The 15590-nt window shown below is 68.3% G+C and carries 13 protein-coding genes; 6 read left to right on the top strand and 7 right to left on the bottom strand.

Annotated elements, in window-relative coordinates:
* Positions 1-116 precede the first annotated feature (116 nt).
* On the bottom strand, positions 117-2594 hold the full coding sequence (locus AAG688_RS14010; protein WP_411832847.1) for an acyl-CoA dehydrogenase: 2478 nt from the start codon (positions 2592-2594) through the stop codon (positions 117-119).
* Positions 2591-3544, bottom strand: coding sequence for an alpha/beta fold hydrolase (locus AAG688_RS14005; protein ID WP_411832846.1), 954 nt, complete (start codon positions 3542-3544; stop codon positions 2591-2593). The genes AAG688_RS14010 and AAG688_RS14005 overlap by 4 nt, the downstream gene beginning before the upstream one ends.
* 142 nt (positions 3545-3686) lie before the next feature.
* Between AAG688_RS14005 and AAG688_RS14000 the strand changes: the two genes are divergently transcribed.
* The 5 genes from AAG688_RS14000 to AAG688_RS13980 all read left to right on the top strand — a co-directional run bounded on the left by AAG688_RS14000 (position 3687) and on the right by AAG688_RS13980 (position 8444).
* A complete protein-coding gene (locus AAG688_RS14000) occupies positions 3687-4280 on the top strand; it encodes a TetR/AcrR family transcriptional regulator (RefSeq protein WP_411832845.1) in 594 nt (197 codons plus the stop codon).
* Positions 4281-4487: 207 nt separating this feature from the next.
* On the top strand, positions 4488-6278 hold the full coding sequence (locus tag AAG688_RS13995; RefSeq protein WP_411832844.1) for a phosphoenolpyruvate carboxykinase (GTP): 1791 nt from the start codon (positions 4488-4490) through the stop codon (positions 6276-6278).
* A 203-nt stretch (positions 6279-6481) separates the two neighbouring features.
* Positions 6482-7036 carry an RNA polymerase sigma factor gene (locus AAG688_RS13990; RefSeq protein WP_411832843.1) on the top strand — a complete coding sequence of 185 codons (555 nt, stop codon included), beginning with the start codon at positions 6482-6484 and terminating at the stop codon, positions 7034-7036.
* 2 nt (positions 7037-7038) lie between these two features.
* Positions 7039-7530, top strand: coding sequence for a hypothetical protein (locus tag AAG688_RS13985; RefSeq protein ID WP_411832842.1), 492 nt, complete (start codon positions 7039-7041; stop codon positions 7528-7530).
* 17 nt (positions 7531-7547) lie between these two features.
* Positions 7548-8444, top strand: coding sequence for a DUF4097 family beta strand repeat-containing protein (locus AAG688_RS13980; protein WP_411832841.1), 897 nt, complete (start codon positions 7548-7550; stop codon positions 8442-8444).
* 31 nt (positions 8445-8475) lie between these two features.
* On the opposite strand, the gene AAG688_RS13975 is transcribed toward AAG688_RS13980, so the two are convergent.
* The 5 genes from AAG688_RS13975 to AAG688_RS13955 all read right to left on the bottom strand — a co-directional run bounded on the left by AAG688_RS13975 (position 8476) and on the right by AAG688_RS13955 (position 14749).
* Positions 8476-9162, bottom strand: a complete 687-nt coding sequence (locus tag AAG688_RS13975) for a putative 2OG-Fe(II) oxygenase (RefSeq protein ID WP_411832840.1) — start codon at positions 9160-9162, stop codon at positions 8476-8478.
* Positions 9163-9254: 92 nt separating this feature from the next.
* Positions 9255-9761, bottom strand: a complete 507-nt coding sequence (locus AAG688_RS13970; RefSeq protein WP_411832839.1) for a hypothetical protein — start codon at positions 9759-9761, stop codon at positions 9255-9257.
* Between the two features lie 161 nt (positions 9762-9922).
* Positions 9923-12685, bottom strand: coding sequence for a TonB-dependent receptor (locus AAG688_RS13965; RefSeq protein WP_411832838.1), 2763 nt, complete (start codon positions 12683-12685; stop codon positions 9923-9925).
* Between the two features lie 167 nt (positions 12686-12852).
* Entirely contained in the window at positions 12853-13695 is an 843-nt protein-coding gene (locus tag AAG688_RS13960; RefSeq protein ID WP_411835024.1) for a hypothetical protein, read from the bottom strand.
* Positions 13696-13834: 139 nt separating this feature from the next.
* Positions 13835-14749, bottom strand: a complete 915-nt coding sequence (locus AAG688_RS13955) for an Hsp33 family molecular chaperone HslO (RefSeq protein WP_411832837.1) — start codon at positions 14747-14749, stop codon at positions 13835-13837.
* A 100-nt stretch (positions 14750-14849) separates the two neighbouring features.
* Between AAG688_RS13955 and mtgA the strand changes: the two genes are divergently transcribed.
* Positions 14850-15587 carry a monofunctional biosynthetic peptidoglycan transglycosylase gene (gene mtgA / locus AAG688_RS13950; RefSeq protein ID WP_411832836.1) on the top strand — a complete coding sequence of 246 codons (738 nt, stop codon included), beginning with the start codon at positions 14850-14852 and terminating at the stop codon, positions 15585-15587.
* The last annotated feature ends 3 nt before the right edge of the window (positions 15588-15590 follow it).

Below are 15590 nucleotides of genomic sequence, written 5' to 3'. Positions count from 1 at the left end.
GCGGACTTCGGCGAAACCCGCATCGTGGTGCGGGCGTGGAATACCGCCTCGCCGCCGTGTTCGAGGCATCACGATGCCCGCTCCTCCCCCGCGATCGGGGGAGGGCGCATGGCGCTTCAGGCCGCTTCGCGCGGCTGGCGCTTGTGCTGCGGCAGGTCGTAGTAGCTGGCCGCGCGCAGCTCGTGGGTGTCGAAATCGTCGACGGTGATCGTCTCCAGCGTGATTGCGCGCAGTTCTTCCAGCTGCTTGCGCTCCTCGGCGGTGATCCAGCCCTCGCGCACGCCCTCGTCCAGCTGCGAGGCGTAGTCCAGCGCCTCGATGCCCTTGGTCTTGAGCGCCTTGAGCAGCTTGCGCTCGACCGGCTCGGCGGCGATGGCCTTGGCCAGGTAGCTGGCGATGCGGCCGCCGGGGTTGTTCTCGCACGGGGTCAGGAACACGCCGTGCGCCAGCCGGTCGCGCGCCTCGTTCTGGGTCATCAGCAGCGAGGCCACGCGATGGCCCAGGCGATCGCCCGGCGCCTCGGCGCGGCGGCCGAGCGGGAAGATCAGCGCCCACATCAGCCAGCCGATCGGGCGGATCGGGAAGTTGCGCAGCGCCGCCGACAGCGCGTTCTCGATCCTGTGCACGCTGTCATGGAAGGCCCAGGCCAGCAGCGGCTGGTCGGCCTGCGGCGCGCCCTCGTCGTGGTAGCGCTTGAGCATCGCGCTGGTCATGTAGATGTGGCTGAGCACGTCGCCCAGGCGGCCGGACAGCGACTCCTTGAACTTCAGCTTGCCGCCCAGCGTCATCATCGACACGTCGGCCATCAGCGCCAGGTTGGCCGAATAGCGGTCCAGCTTGCGGAAGTAGCGGCGGGTGTAGGCGTCGCCCGGCGCCGCGCCGATCTTCGCGCCGGTGATGCCGAACCAGAACGAGCGCACCGCGTTGGAGATGCCGTAGCGGATGTGGCCGAACAGGCTTTCATCGAACACTTCCAGGCCGGCGGCGTGATCCGGATCCTGCGCGGCCTGCATCTCCTTCATCACCCACGGATGGCACAGGATCGCGCCCTGGCCGAAGATCAGCAGGCTGCGGGTCATGATGTTGGCGCCTTCCACCGTGATGGCGATCGGCGCGGCCTGCCAGTTGCGGCCGGCGAAGTTGCGCGGGCCCAGGATGATGCCCTTGCCGCCGATGATGTCCATCGCGTCGCTGACCACCTCGCGGCTCATGCTGGTGCAGTGGTACTTGGCGATCGCCGACGGCACCGAAGGCACGTCGCCGCGATCCACCGCCGCGGCGGTGGCCTGCGACAGCGCGCTGATCGCGTAGGCCTTGGCGCCGATGCGCGCCAGCGCCTCCTCCACGCCCTCGAAGCGGCCGATCGACAGGCCGAACTGCTTGCGGATGCGCGCGTAGGCGCCGACCACCACCGCGCCGGCCTTGGCGCCGCCGCTGGCGGTCGAGGGCAGGGTGATCGAGCGGCCCACCGCCAGGCATTCGTTGAGCATGTTCCAGCCCAGGCCGGCCTTCTCGGCGCCGCCGATCAGCTGGCTCAGCGGGATGAACACGTCCTTGCCGCGCACCGGGCCGTTCTGGAACGGCGAGTTGAGCGGGAAGTGGCGGCGGCCGACTTCAACGCCCTCGGTGTCGCGCGGCAGCAGCGCCAGGGTGATGCCGATGTCGCGGGTGTCGCCGAGCAGGCCGTCCGGGTCGTACATGCGGAAGGCCAGGCCGATGATCGTGGAGACCGGCGCCAGGGTGATGTAGCGCTTGTCGAAGGTCAGCCGGATGCCGAGCACGTTGGCGCCGTTCCACTCACCCTTGCAGACGATGCCGTAGTCGGGGATCGAGGTCGCATCCGAACCGGCGAACGGGCCGGTCAGGCCGAAGCAGGGCACTTCCAGCCCCTGCGCCAGCCGCGGCAGGTAGTAGTCCTTCTGCTCCTGCGTGCCGTAGTGCACCAGCAGCTCGCCCGGGCCCAGCGAATTGGGCACGCCGACGGTGGAGCTGACCACGCTGGAGATCGAGGCGATCTTCTGGATCACCTTGTGGTGCGCCAGCGCGGAGAAACCCAGGCCGCCGTACTGCTTGGGGATGATCATGCCGAAGAACCTGTTCTTCTTGATGAAGTCCCAAAGTTCCGGTGGCAGGTCGGCGTGGACGTGGGTGATTTCCCAGTCGTTGACCATCCGGCACAGCTCCTCGACCGGGCCGTCCAGGAACGCCTGCTCCTCGGCGGTGAGCTGCGGCTTGGGGTAGTCGAGCAGCTTCTGCCAGTCCGGGTCGCCGGTGAACAGCTCGCCCTCGAAGCCCACCGATCCGGTCTCCAGCGCGATGCGCTCGGTCTTGGACAGCGGCGGCAGCACCTTGCGGAAGACCTTCAGCATCGGCGCGGTGATCAGCGGCTTGCGCAGGAACGGCAGCAGCACCGGCAAGGTGGCGATGGCCAGCAGGATCGCCGCGATCGCGGTGGCGGTGGCATGCGCGCCGAGCAGCCAGCAGGCCACCAGCGCCGCCGCGCCGATGGCGGTGAAGACGACCAGCCGCAGCCGGTGGTAGGCGGCGAACGCGCCCGCCAGCAGCAGGACGAGGAAGGGGACGACGATGCTCATGGGCGTACTCCGGACACGGATGCGATGACGGCTTCGGGAAGATCGGCTGCGGCGGCTGGCGCGGGGAGCCCGGCCAGGTATTCCAGCACGGTGGCGGTAAATGCGTCGTTGTCGTCGCCGGCCACCATGTGCGTGGCCTGCGGCAGATGCACATGATGCGCGTGCGGGACCAGGTCGAGGAACTCGCCCACGGTGCGCTCGGACACCAGGTCGCTGCGCCCGCCGCTGATCAGCAGGATCGGGCACTGCAGCTTGCGCGCGGCCTCGGCGATGCCGTCCTGGTGCTGCTCGCTGTCGCGCGCCAGCTCGTCGATCAGGCGCGGGTCCCAGTGCCAGCGCCAGCGGCCGTCCCCGGCCGGGCGCAGCAGCTCGCGCAGGTCGTCCGCGCTCTTGCGCGAACGGCGGTGCGGCAGGTAGGCGGCGATGATCTCGGCGGCGTGCTCGGGCGAGTCGAAGCCCTCGGGGAAGGCGGTCATGAAGCCGAGGATGCGCTGCATGCCGGCCATTTCCCAGCGCGGAGTGATGTCGACCAGCACCATCGCGCGGAACAGGCCCGGCCAGCGCGACTCGGCGACCATGCCGAACAGCCCGCCCATCGACGCACCGACCAGCACCGGCGCCTGCGACTGCTCGCCGGCCACGATGATCAGGTCGTCGGCGAACTGGTCGCCGGCATACGGCTCGGCTTCGGCGTTGCGCCCGGACTGGCCGTGCCCGCGCGCGTCATAGGCCAGGCCGCCATGCCCGCGGGCGGCCAGCGCCTGCGCGGTGCGCCGCCAGGCTCCGCGCGTCTGGCCGAAGCCGTGCGCGTAGATCAGCCGGCTTTCGCCCTGCAGCGGTTCGGCCGAGGTGAATGTGGACGCCGCCAGCGTCAGGCCGCCGGCGCCGCGGATGCGGACCGGAGGCGTGTCGCCGTCTGCGGGACCGGCAGGAGAGGAATGAAGGACCATACGGATAAGTATGGGCATCCGGAATTAGAGTAGTCAATCGGTTTTGCGGAAGCGGAAGGCGCAAGCCCTTGATTGCAGGATGGATACGCCGCAATGCAGCAAACATACCGCCGCAAACCGCGCCGTATGGTTAAATGCAAACATGAACACACCCGACGAACAGCCCGCTCCCGCTTCCCGCAACAGCCGCCTGAGCGCGGACGACTGGGCGCAGGCCGCGCTCGATCTGATCGCCGAGCAGGGCGTTTCCGCGGTGGCGGTCGAACCGCTGGCGCGCAGGCTCGGCGTCACCAAGGGCAGCTTCTACTGGCATTTCCCCTCGCGCGACGCGCTGTTGCAGGCGGCGCTTGAGCGCTGGGAATCGGTCGAGCAGGAAAGCGTGTTCGGCCAGCTGGAAACCGTGCCGGATCCGCGCGAGCGCCTGCGCGCGCTGTTCCAGCTGGTCGGCCACGAGGTCAAGTCGCACGTCATCTACAGCGGACTGCTCAAGGCGCTGGATCATCCCGCCGTGCAGCCGGTGATCGACCGCGTCTCGCAGCGCCGCCTGGAGTACCTGGTGGCCTCGTTCCGCCAGGCCGGGCTGGGCCGCACCGATGCCCACCACCGCGCGCGCCTGACCTACGCGGCCTACGTCGGCTTCCTGCAGCTGTCGCTGCAGTTGCAGCAGCCGCGGATGACGCACGAGGAATTCGAGGCCTACCTGGAGCACGTGATCTCCACGCTGATCCCGGCGTAGCCACCGGCGGCCTGCCCGCGAGCGTCCCGGCGGCCGGGCGCCCTGCCGCATCGGCCCATCGCTCCCGCCTGCCTGCGCGGCACGGGCCGGACCTGTCCACCGCCTGCGTCGCCTGTCCCTTGACCGTCCTGCCGATGGTTCAGCGTTGTCCTCGTCATTGGCGCGCGCCATTGGTATCATTTTGGTCTCATTCTTAGAGGGCAGGGCATGAACGCAGCGGTCGATCTCTTCAAGACGGCGGATTCCCAGGGTAGCCAACTGCAGGCGCTCAACGCCTGGGTGGCCGAAGTCGCCGCGCTGACCCAGCCGGATCGCATCCACTGGTGCGATGGCAGCGATGCCGAGAACGCCGCGCTGATCGCGCAGATGCAGGCTGACGGCACGCTGCTGCCGCTCAACCCCGACACCCATCCCGGCAGCTGGCTGCACCGTTCCAGTCCCAGCGACGTGGCGCGCGTGGAGCACCTGACCTTCGTCTGCACGCCCGAGCGCGAGGACGCGGGTCCCAACAACCACTGGATGGCGCCGGCCGAAGCGCACGCGAAGATGGACGCGCTGTTCGCCGGCTGCATGCGCGGGCGCACGCTGTACGTGGTGCCGTACTGCATGGGGCCGATCGACTCGCCGCTGGCGCGCTGCGGCGTCGAGATCACCGACTCGCCGTACGTGGTCGCCAACATGCGCATCATGACCCGCATGGGCGCCGCGGCGCTGGCGCGCATCGAGCGCGAGGGGACCTTCGTCAAGGGCCTGCATTCGACCGGCGAGCTGGATCCGGATCGCCGCTTCATCATGCATTTCCCGGAAGAGCTGGCCATCAAGAGCTACGGCTCCGGCTACGGCGGCAACGCGCTGCTGGGCAAGAAGTGCCACGCGCTGCGCATCGCCTCGCACCAGGCGCGCAGCGAGGGCTGGCTGGCCGAGCACATGCTGATCGTCGGCATCGAGAACCCGCAGGGCGAGACCCACTACGTCGCCGCGGCGTTCCCCTCGGCCTGCGGCAAGACCAACCTGGCGATGCTGATCCCGCCGCAGGGCTATCGCGAGGCCGGCTGGAAGGTGTGGACGGTCGGCGACGACATCTGCTGGATGCGCCCGGGCGCCGACGGCCGCCTGTACGCGATCAACCCGGAAGCCGGCTTCTTCGGCGTCGCCCCCGGCACCTCGGAAAAATCCAATCCCAACGCGCTGGCCAGCATCGCCCGCGACACCATCTTCACCAACGTCGCCGTCACCGACGACAACCAGCCGTGGTGGGAAGGGCTGGACAAGCGAACCCCGGCGCTGGACTGGCAGGGCCGTCCCTACGACCCGGCCAACGGCCCGGCCGCGCATCCCAACTCGCGCTTCACCGTCAGCGCCCGGCAGTGCCCGAGCTGGTCGCCGCGCGCCGAGGACGCGCAGGGCGTGCCGATCTCGGCGATCGTGTTCGGCGGCCGCCGCGCCTCGCTGGTGCCGCTGGTGTTCGAGGCGCGCGACTGGACCCACGGCGTGCTGGTCGGTGCGGCGATGGGCTCGGAGACCACCGCCGCCGCGACCGGCGCGGTCGGCGTGATGCGCCGCGACCCGATGGCGATGAAGCCGTTCTGCGGCTACAACTTCGCCGACTACTTCGGCCACTGGCTGTCGTTCGACAAGCCGGGCGCGAAGCTGCCGAAGATCTTCCACGTCAACTGGTTCCGCAAGGGCGAGGACGGCGCGTTCCTGTGGCCGGGCTTCGGCGACAACCTGCGCGTGCTGGAATGGATGATCAAGCGCGTCGAAGGCCAGGCCGAGGCGGTCGAGACGCCGATCGGCTACCTGCCCGACGCCGACGCGCTGAACCTGCACGGCCTGTCGCTGAGCGACGAGGCGCGGGTCAAGCTGTTCTGGTTCGATCGCGACGGCTGGCGGGACGAGTTCGAGGGCATCGGCCAGTTCCTGGGCGAGTTCGGCCCGCGCACGCCGGCCGCGCTGACGGAAGAGCAGCAGCGCATCGCCGCCCTGCTGGCGGAATAGTCGCGACGCGGTCCCCAGGGAGGCAAGCGGAGCAAGCTCGGCTCTACGAGCGTGCGCGAACCTGTAGAGCCGAGCTTGCTCGGCTCGGCTTCTGGACCACGCATTGCCCCGCCGGGATCGGGAAACATGCGAAACCCTCTCTAAACCCTCCCGGCGGAACCCGCATCCCACCCGGTATGCTGACCCCCGTCGTGAGCGACCTGATGACAGACACCGGCCCAGGCGCGGCCGAGCAGACCGATGCGGCCCTGGCGCGGGCGGCCGCGCGAGGCGAGGTACCGGCGTTCGAGGCGCTGTATCGCCGCCATGCCGGCCGCGTGCACGGTGTGATCGTGCGCCTGGTCGGCGGGCATGGCGCACGCGCCGAGGATCTGACCCAGGAGGCGTTCGTCCGCGCCTGGCAGGCGCTGCCCGGCTTCCGCTTCGAAAGCGCATTCTCGACCTGGCTGCACCGGCTGGCGGTCACCACCGCGCTGATGGAGCTGCGCGCCCGCCGCAGCCAGCCGCGCTTCGACGACGACGAGGCACTGGACGAGGTGCCGCAGCCGGATTCGGCCGGACACGTGACCGCGCTGTCGCAGGATTTGGAGCGCGCCGTGGCCACGCTGCCGCCGCGGGCGCGCGCCGTGCTGGTGCTGTACGACGTGGAAGGCTGGAAACACGAGGAAATCGCCGAACAGCTCGGCATGGCCGTCGGCAGTTCCAAGGCGCAGCTGCACCGCGCCCGCCAGTTGCTGCGGCAACGCCTGGAGGCATGAGCATGAACACCGATACCGACTCCAACGACCGCCTGCGCTGGCGACTGCGCGCGATGCAGCGCGAACTGCCGCCGTCGCGCGACCTGTGGCCGGGCATCGCCACGCGCATCGCGGCGACGCCGCAGTCGCCGCCGCGGCCGGCCGAGCCTCGCCGCAGCGCCTGGCGACGCTTCACGCCCTGGGCCAGCGCCGCCTCGGTGCTGCTGCTGGCCGGCCTGCTGTGGCGCACCGGCGCGCTGGAAGCGCCGCGCGAGGCGCCGCTGCTCCCGCGCGAGGCCGCTGCCATGACCCGCGACTACCAGGGCGCGCTGGCGCAACTGCCGCCCGCGCCGACCTCGCCCGAGGTCGCCGGCGCGCTGGAAGACCTCGATCGCAGCGCGCAGCAGATCCGCAGCGCGCTCGACGCCCATCCCGATGCGCGCTTCCTGCTGGACAAGCTGCGCCGCACCTACGCCCGGCGCCTGGCCCTGACCCAGCGCCTCGCCATGACCTGACCGAAGGAACCCCTGCCATGAAACGCACGATCACGACACTGTTGCTGCTGGCCGCCGCGCTGGCCCCGGCCGCCTGGGCGCAGAGCGCCATCGACCAGACCCGTCCGCTGGACGCGCGCGGCAAGCTGGAGATCGAGAACCTCAAGGGCCGCATCGAGGTGCGCGCCTGGGACCGCGACGAAGTCCACATCACCGGCACCCTCGGCAAGGGCGCCGAGAAGCTGGTCGTCGAAGGCGATGCGCGGCGGCTGACCGTGCGCGTCCAGTACCCGCGCACCAGCGGCCTGATCGGCGGCCGCTCCGAACCCAGCGACCTGCGCCTGACCGTGCCGCTGCGCGCCGACCTGGACATCGAATCGGTCGCGGCCGACATCGACGTGTCCGGCGTGGCACCCGCGCACCTGTCCATCGAGAGCGTCAGCGGCAACATCGTCGCCGCCGGCGCCCCGCGCAAGGCCGAGATCGAATCGGTCAGCGGCAACCTCACCCTGACCCTCAACAGCGCCGACGTCGAGGCCGAGTCGGTCAGCGGCAACGTGCTGCTGCGCGGCCGCCTCAACGGTGAGGTCGGCGTGGAGACCGTCTCCGGGCGCATCCAGGTGCAGGTCAACGGCGAACAGGTGCGGGAACTGACCGCCAACACCGTCAGCGGCGACGCCGACGTCCGCACCGCGCTGGCCGGCGGCGGCGAGATCAAGCTCGAGTCGGTCAGCGGCGACCTCAGCCTGCTCCTGCCGAAGGAAACCTCGGCGCAGGTCAGCGGCGAAACCTTCAGCGGCACCCTCAAGGCCACCGGCGTCACCATCGAAAAGCGCCGCGGCCCCGGCGCCAGCTTCACCACCCGCTACGGCAACGGCGACGGCAGGATCAGCCTGACCACGTTCTCGGGCAATGCGGAAGTGCAGGTGGAGTGATCGCCGAATCGATCGGCGTCATGTAGCCCGGCTACAGGCTGGTGGGTGGCTTGGGGGGAGGAACCCCATCCATCCTGAAGCGTGTGTTGAAGGCGACCGTGATGCGCAGGCCGGCATCCTTGGGCTCGAAAGTGCTGACTTCATGCAGCAGCCACGAGGGGAACAGCACCAGTTGCCCGGGTTTGAGGCGGGTGGGGATGTTGCCCAGCTGGAACGGCGGCTTCATCCCGTGCGAGGCCATGTCCACGTACATGGTATTGGCCAGGTAGGGACTGATGAAGGTCAGGCGGCCACTGTCGGGATCATGCTCGTCGCCTTCCTGGCATACGCAATAGACGCCCGACCAGGAGTGCATGGGGTGGTTGTGCACGCCGAAATACCCGCCCCTGCGGGTGATGTGGAACCATGATTCGTAGGCGATGTGCAGGCGCTGCAGGGTCGCGTTGTCGAAGCCGTTCAACTGGCCGATGTGCTGGTACAGCTGCGACAGGCAGAAGTCGCGCATCTTCGCCACTGCCGGATGCGGCCAGTCGAACAGCGTGAACGCGCTTTCAAACATGGCATGGTTGCGGTGGGTATAGGGATCGGGATTGGCGTACTTGTCGCCCTGCGACTCGCATTTCAGGAACAGTTCGCGCAGTTCCGCATTGAGCGTGGCGCAGTCATCCAGTTGCGCGGTGACGATGGGAACCGCGAAGGCGGTGATGATGGTGGACATGGCAGGGCCGGCAATGTGTTGGTGGAAAGTCTAAACCACCACCGGTTCCCCGGTGGCCGGGCCTGCCGGCGTTGCTGACTGGATGCGGGTATCTACAGGCCGGGAGAGGCGCAGTTCTTGCCCGCCTCCAGGCATGGGGTGTACCTCTGCTGCCTGAGCAGGTGCTCCTTGTTGGCCTCCCGGCGACGCTCGCGCTCGGCGACGGTAAGACAGGTCTGCTGCTTGCGGTGGCTGCCGGTGACCTGCTCGCGCGTACAGATCACGCGGCTGTCGGCGCGCGCGCCGGTGAGGATGGTGTTGATGTGTTCCTGGGTATTGAACAGCTCCACCCTGGCCTGCATGGAGAGTTCGTCGACGCTGCCGACGCCGGCCAACTGCGATTCCATGTGGCGCAGCAGTCCCAGCACGTTGTCGCGATCGTTCTGCTTGATTTCCGAATACTTGTTACCTCCGGACAGATCGGCGCGGATGCGGGCGGCCTGTTCCTGGAAGGGAGCGGCCTGCACGTTCAAGTCGGCATCCGCTTCCCGGGATGCCAGGCTCCCGGCAGGAATCGCTGCCAGGGCGATGCCGGCCGTGAGCAGGATGAGGAACTTCATGGTCATGCTGGCTGCCTCGCCGTGACATCGGGGGGCCAGATTTATCACTGCCAAAATGGCTTTTCAAGCAAGGGTGGCCAGTGCGGTGCTATCCCGGTGATCGGGACAAAAAGGAAAGGGACCCCGAAGGGTCCCTTTCTGGTGTTGCGAACAAGCGTGGATCAGAAGCGCTGGGTGTAGCGGATGTAGGGCACGCGGCCCCACGGATCGTACAGGTAGTAGTCGTAGCTGCTGCCACCCAAGGACTGGTCGTACACCGGATCCTTGTTGGCCACGTTGTTCACACCCAAGGTGATGGTGGCGTTCCAGGGCGCCTTGTAGTTGACCTGGAGATCGTGGGTGATGGCCGACGGCAGGCGATCCGGGTAGCTGTCGTAGAACGCCATGTTGCTGTTCTGCGTAGCCGTGCGGTTCGACGTGCGCACAAGCGCCAGCCAGGAACGGTAGGCCGCCGACTGGGTGCCGTGGATGTAGTTGATGTTCCAGTTGAAGTTCCAGTCACCCACCGACCAGACGTTGGTCAGCACGCCACGCAGGCGCGGATAACTCGGGGTGCCCACGACGCTGGAGTTGCCGTTGCTGCTGTAGTTACCCACATAGCCCAGGATCAACTGGTTGCGCAGCCTGCCGGCATTGCCCATGTCGAAGTTGGTGCGCAAGGTCAGGTCGTAGCCCTCGGTCTCGATCCAGCCGATGTTGGCCGAACCGGTCTGGGCGTTGACGATGCCGTTGGTGACGATACCGCCGTCGAACGTGGCGCCCAGACCCAGCGACTCGTTCGGCACCTGGGTGCCGACCGGGAACTGGGAGATGCCGGTCGGGCAGATCTGGATGGTGCCACGCAGGCAGCCGACGATGGTGCCCATCGACACGGCCTGGATCGAATCGGTGATCTCGATGTTGTAGTAGTCCAGGGTGACGTTCAGCCAGTCGGTGGCATCCCACACCGCGCCCAGGCCCCACTGCTTGGACTGCTCGGAGCCCAGGTTGGGGTTGGAGATGGAGTAGGTGGTCACCTGGGTCTGGCAGCCGGGGTTGCCGGTCAGCAGGATGCAGGTCGCCGGATCGCTGGTGGCGGTGGCGCTGAACGAGGTCTTCTGGGTCAGCAGGTTCAGCGGCGGCGCGCGGAAGCCCTCGCCATAGGTGGCGCGCAGGGTCAGCGTATCCATCGGCTGCCAGCGGAACGAGATCTTCGGCGCGAAGTCATTGCCGTAGTCGCTGTAGTTCTCGTAGCGGCCCGCCAGGTTGATCTCGAACTTGTCGAACACCGGGAACAGGGCTTCCACGTAGCCGGCGTAGACGTCACGGCCACCGGAAGCGGAGTTGCCGGCCGAGCCGACGATCTGGCCCGATTCGGACAGCGGATCGTAGTTGTCCTGGTAGAACTCCTCGCGGTACTCGCCACCGACCACGGCGGCGGCGGTGCCACCCGGCAGGTCGAACAGGTCGAAGGAGGCGCTGCCGTAGACTTCCTTGTTGGTGGTCTTCATGTCGCGCGAGATGGTCGCGGTCATGCCCAGCCCCTTGGGATTGCCGGCATAGGGGTTGTAGATGTTGTAGTTGCCGTTGTCGATCTGGACCTGTGCCAGGCCACCGACCACGTAGTTGGTGCCGATGTTGGTGGCACGCGATTCCACGTAACGGGCGCCGAACTCCACGTCCACCTTGTCGGCGATGTTGCCTTCGAAGCCGAGGTTGTAGTTGTAGGTGGTGTTCTCGAGCCTGTTGTCACGTTCGCCCAGCGCGGCGAAGCGGTGGAACAGGTACAGGGTCTGGTTTGCGACGCTCTGGTAGTATGGATCGCTGGCATTGGGGTTGTTGCCGCCGAGGGTGCCCGGATGATTGCGGGTACCCGGACGCAGGATGATCGCGCCGCCCGGCCACGGGCTGGACGGGACCGCGGCGAAACGGCCAAAGGCTTCGCTGCGGCTGACGGTGGCGTTGAAATACATCATCCAGTCGTCATTGATCTGGTAGTCGCCACGGCCGAACACCGCGGTGTTCTCGAGGCTGGTCAGGTTGGCCGAGGTGGCGCTGTGGTTGAACTGGCAGACGCGGTTGGTGTCCTGCCAGAACAGGTCGCTGTCATCGCCGTTGGTGCACAGGCCGGGCACCGAGGTGCCGAACACCGGATGGTTCAGGCGGGCCGATGCGGCAGTGGACGTGGACGTCGCGAAGTTGTTCGAGTAGACCGAAGCACCCGGCGAGCTGTACCAGTAGTCGCGATCGCGGGTGAAGATGACGTCGCGATTGGAGTAGGAGGCACCAGCCAGCACGCGGCCACGCTCGCCGGAAGCACCGATGATGAAGCTCATTTCCTCGGTATCGCCACCGGCCTGGGTCGGGCGGCCGATGCCGTAGGTCATCTCGGCGCCTTCGAAGTCCTTGCGGGTGATGATGTTGACCACGCCGCCCAGGGCGTCGGAGCCATAGATCGCCGAGGCGCCGTCGGACAGCACTTCGATGCGCTCGATGGCCGCCATCGGGATGGAGTTCAGGTCCTGCGAGTTGCCCACCATCGGTGCGGTCGGGGCGCGACGGCCGTCGATGAGGACCAGCGTGCGCGAGGTGCCGAGGCCGCGCAGGCTGACGCCGGAGAAGCCGCCCCACGAACTGCCGGAGGTCGACTGGTAGGAGCCGAACGAGTTCAGGCTGGTGTTGCGCAGGTAGTCGGCAACCGAAATATCACCGCTGGCCTCGAGCTGGGCGCGGTCGATGACCACCACCGGCAGGGCGCCTTCGACGTCGGCGCGCTTGATGCGCGAGCCGGTGACCGTGATCTTGTCGAGCTGGGTGGTTTCGCTGGAGCCCGCGGAACTTTCGGAGCTTTGCGCGAACGCTACGCCGGTGGTGGCAAAGCTCGCGACGCCCGCAATGAGCGCGAGATTGATTGCATCGCGGAGCCTGGTGGTTTTCAAAGTCATTACTCTCTCTCCAAGGTTTGGCTTGGGTTATCCCCATGGGAGCCCTGCCGATGGAGTCAAGAAAGACGCCAAGATCGGCAAAGCTGTGGCCGATACTAGCCAGCTTTGGAGAGAAATTAAAGTGTTGTTAAGAAAAACTTTGAAACGGGAAAATCGACCGGTTTTGGTCAGAGTTCCTGCTCGTACCTGACGTACGGTACCGTACCCTCGTCGGCGCTTTCGCCGGTCAGGGCAAACGGATTCTTGCCGCGGGTGACCACGTTCTCGGCGCCGACGGTGAGCTGGCCGCTCCACGGCGTGCGCCAGGTCAGGCCCAGGCCCAGGCCTTCCCACTTGCCGGGCTGGCCGGGAACGTCGACGACGCGGCCGATGATGTTGGCGCTGAACGGGCCGTAGCCGCCGCCCACGCTCAGGCTCTTGCTGTTCCAGTTGTCGGTCAGCGCGGGGACTTCGGAAGGCGCGACGAGGCGGGCGCGGGCGATGGTGCCGCCGATCGAGACGAAGCCCTCGCTGCCGATGTTCTTCTGGCCGAACACGGCCAGGTCGCTCTGCTCGATGCGGCTGCCGGCGTTCTTGCCGCCCGACAGCCAGGCCGGGAGGATGTCGCGGCCGCTGCCGGCCGACAGGCCGAGCTTGCCGCCGGGACGCGACAGCGAGGCGCTGGCGGAGACCCGCTGGCTGAGCGCGGCATCGTCGCCGTCGTCGCCCAGCGAGGCGAGCATGCAGTGGCTGGCGAGGTTGCCGATGCTGCCGACGACGCCGCTGCGGCGGTTGCAGACCAGGCCCAGCTCGTCACCGGCGTCGAGGCCGAAGGCGGCGTTGAGGGTGTTGGCGCCGAAGCGCCAGCGGGCGCCGGCGGTGGTTTCGCCGGTGGGTTCGAGCAGCAGCACCGCTTCGACCTTGCCGCTGTGGTTCAGTACCGGCAATGCGGTCGGCGCGCGATCGGTGGCGAGGCGGACCGGCGGCTTGTTCTGCGCATGCGCGCCCGCCGCTACGCCGAAGGCGAGCAGAAGGGCGATGGGCAGGTGCAGGCGACGCAGGTTCATGGCTCGCTTCAGACTCCGTGAAACCCTCGGAGTTCCCCTCCGGAAGGGGAACCGATGCTAGGCCGTTTATGTTTATTTAACAAGTCCCCGGTGCGCCGACGGTTCATTGCAACCGGTCCGGCGCGTCCATTCTGACCGCAGTCCCAGTGAAAAGTTCGTCGATCTGGTCACGGTCGAACCGGTAGTCCTGCCCGCAGAATTCGCAACGGACCTCGGCCAGGCCGTCGGCCAGCGCGGCGGTGGCCTCGGCCTGGCCCAGCGACTGCAGCATGCCAGCCACCCGTTCGCGCGAGCACGAGCAGGCGAAACGGACCGGGCGTTCGGCCAGCAGCTGCGGCTCTTCCTCGTGGAACAGCCGGTGCAGCAGCAGGTCGGCGGGCGTGGCCAGCAGTTCGGCCTCGCCGAGCGTGTCGAACAGCGCCCCGGCGCGGGTCCAGCCATCGGCGTCGCCCTCGTCGCCGGGCAGCTTTTGCAGCATCAGGCCGGCGGCGCCGTGGGCGTCGCTGGCCAGCAGCAGCCGGGTCGGCAATTGTTCGGACTGGCGGAAATAGTCCTCGAAGGCCTCGGCCAGCCGGCCGGCCTGCAGGGCGACCAGGCTCTGGTAGCGCTGCGGTTCGCGCGGATCCAGGCCGGGATTCTCGATGGTGATGGCCAGCAGGGCGTCCTCGCCCAGGGTGCGCAGGTCACGTGGCGCGTCCTCGCCGTCGGCCAACTGGGCGATGCCGCGCAGCGTGCCGGCGGCGGTGCATTCGGCGAACAGGGTGCGCAGCGGGCCGGGGCTGCGCAGCTGCACCGACAGCCGGCCATCGATCTTGGTGTGGCCGGTGAACAGCGCCGCGGCGGCGCAGGCCTCGCCCAGCAGTTCGGCGGCCGCGGGCGGGTAGTCGGCGCGCTGGCCGATGGCCTGCCAGGTGTCGCGCAGGCGGATGGCGACGCCGCGCACGCCGGCGCGGGGCAGCAGGAAGCGGGTCAGCACGTCGTGGGAGGCGTCGGTCGGGTTCAAGGGCGTTTCGGGCATCGTGGGGGACGGGCGCGGCATCGCATAATGGCGCCTGTATCGAAAGGATGGATGCGGATGAAGATGGGGGCGTGCAAGCGTGCCGCAAGGGGGAACCGCCGTGGGCTCGCCTGAGCGGCGACGCCCGCGCCGCAGGCGGTGGCTGCGCTGGCTGCTGGCGCTGCCGCTGCTGCTGGCCGCGGCCAGTGCGCTGCAGGTGGCGGTGCTGCGCTTCGTCGATCCGCCGTTCAGCGCGTTCATGGTCGCGCGGCAGTTCGAGGCCTGGGGGCAGGGCCAGTGGCGGTTCCGCATCGCCTACGACTGGCGCGACCTGGACAGGATCGCGCCGAGCCTGCCCTTGTCCATGATCGCGGCCGAGGACCAGAACTTCAGCAGCCACCGCGGCTTCGACCTGCGCGCGATCGAGAAGGCGCGCGAGCACAACGCCAAGGGACGGCGCGTGCGCGGCGCCAGCACCATCAGCCAGCAGGTGGCCAAGAACCTGTTCCTGTGGCAGGGTCAGGGCCGCGCCTCGCGCTGGGTGCGTAAAGGGCTGGAGGCCTGGTACACGCTGCTGATCGAGCTGATGTGGCCCAAGCAGCGCATCCTGGAGGTGTACGTCAACGTGGCCGAACTGGGCGACGGCATCTACGGCGCGCAGGCCGCCGCGCGCGAGTACTGGCGCAAGGACGCCGCGCGCCTGACCCCGGCCGAGAGCGCGCGCCTGGCCGCGGTGCTGCCGGCGCCGCGCCGCTACGACGCCAGGAATCCCGGCCCCTACGTCCAGCGCCGCAGCCAGTGGATCCAGCGGCAGGTGCGGCAGATGGGTGGCGCCGGCTACCTGCAGGCGATGGAATGAGGC

Source organism: Pseudoxanthomonas mexicana (assembly GCF_046736355.1).
GTDB classification, from domain to species: Bacteria; Pseudomonadota; Gammaproteobacteria; order Xanthomonadales; family Xanthomonadaceae; genus Pseudoxanthomonas_A; species Pseudoxanthomonas_A mexicana_B.
The sequence above is the reverse complement of the archived record's forward strand: the minus strand, read 5'-3'. Positions and strand labels throughout refer to the sequence as shown.

What these genes read in the sequence shown, in the direction of transcription:
- AAG688_RS14010 (WP_411832847.1), bottom strand. Translation starts at nt 2,594, where the DNA reads ATGAGCATCGTCGTCCCCTTCCTCGTCCTGCTGCTGGCGGGCGCGTTC.
- AAG688_RS14005 (WP_411832846.1), bottom strand. Translation starts at nt 3,544, where the DNA reads ATGGTCCTTCATTCCTCTCCTGCCGGTCCCGCAGACGGCGACACGCCT.
- AAG688_RS14000 (WP_411832845.1), top strand. Translation starts at nt 3,687, where the DNA reads ATGAACACACCCGACGAACAGCCCGCTCCCGCTTCCCGCAACAGCCGC.
- AAG688_RS13995 (WP_411832844.1), top strand. Translation starts at nt 4,488, where the DNA reads ATGAACGCAGCGGTCGATCTCTTCAAGACGGCGGATTCCCAGGGTAGC.
- AAG688_RS13990 (WP_411832843.1), top strand. Translation starts at nt 6,482, where the DNA reads ATGACAGACACCGGCCCAGGCGCGGCCGAGCAGACCGATGCGGCCCTG.
- AAG688_RS13985 (WP_411832842.1), top strand. Translation starts at nt 7,039, where the DNA reads ATGAACACCGATACCGACTCCAACGACCGCCTGCGCTGGCGACTGCGC.
- AAG688_RS13980 (WP_411832841.1), top strand. Translation starts at nt 7,548, where the DNA reads ATGAAACGCACGATCACGACACTGTTGCTGCTGGCCGCCGCGCTGGCC.
- AAG688_RS13975 (WP_411832840.1), bottom strand. Translation starts at nt 9,162, where the DNA reads ATGTCCACCATCATCACCGCCTTCGCGGTTCCCATCGTCACCGCGCAA.
- AAG688_RS13970 (WP_411832839.1), bottom strand. Translation starts at nt 9,761, where the DNA reads ATGAAGTTCCTCATCCTGCTCACGGCCGGCATCGCCCTGGCAGCGATT.
- AAG688_RS13965 (WP_411832838.1), bottom strand. Translation starts at nt 12,685, where the DNA reads ATGACTTTGAAAACCACCAGGCTCCGCGATGCAATCAATCTCGCGCTC.
- AAG688_RS13955 (WP_411832837.1), bottom strand. Translation starts at nt 14,749, where the DNA reads ATGCCCGAAACGCCCTTGAACCCGACCGACGCCTCCCACGACGTGCTG.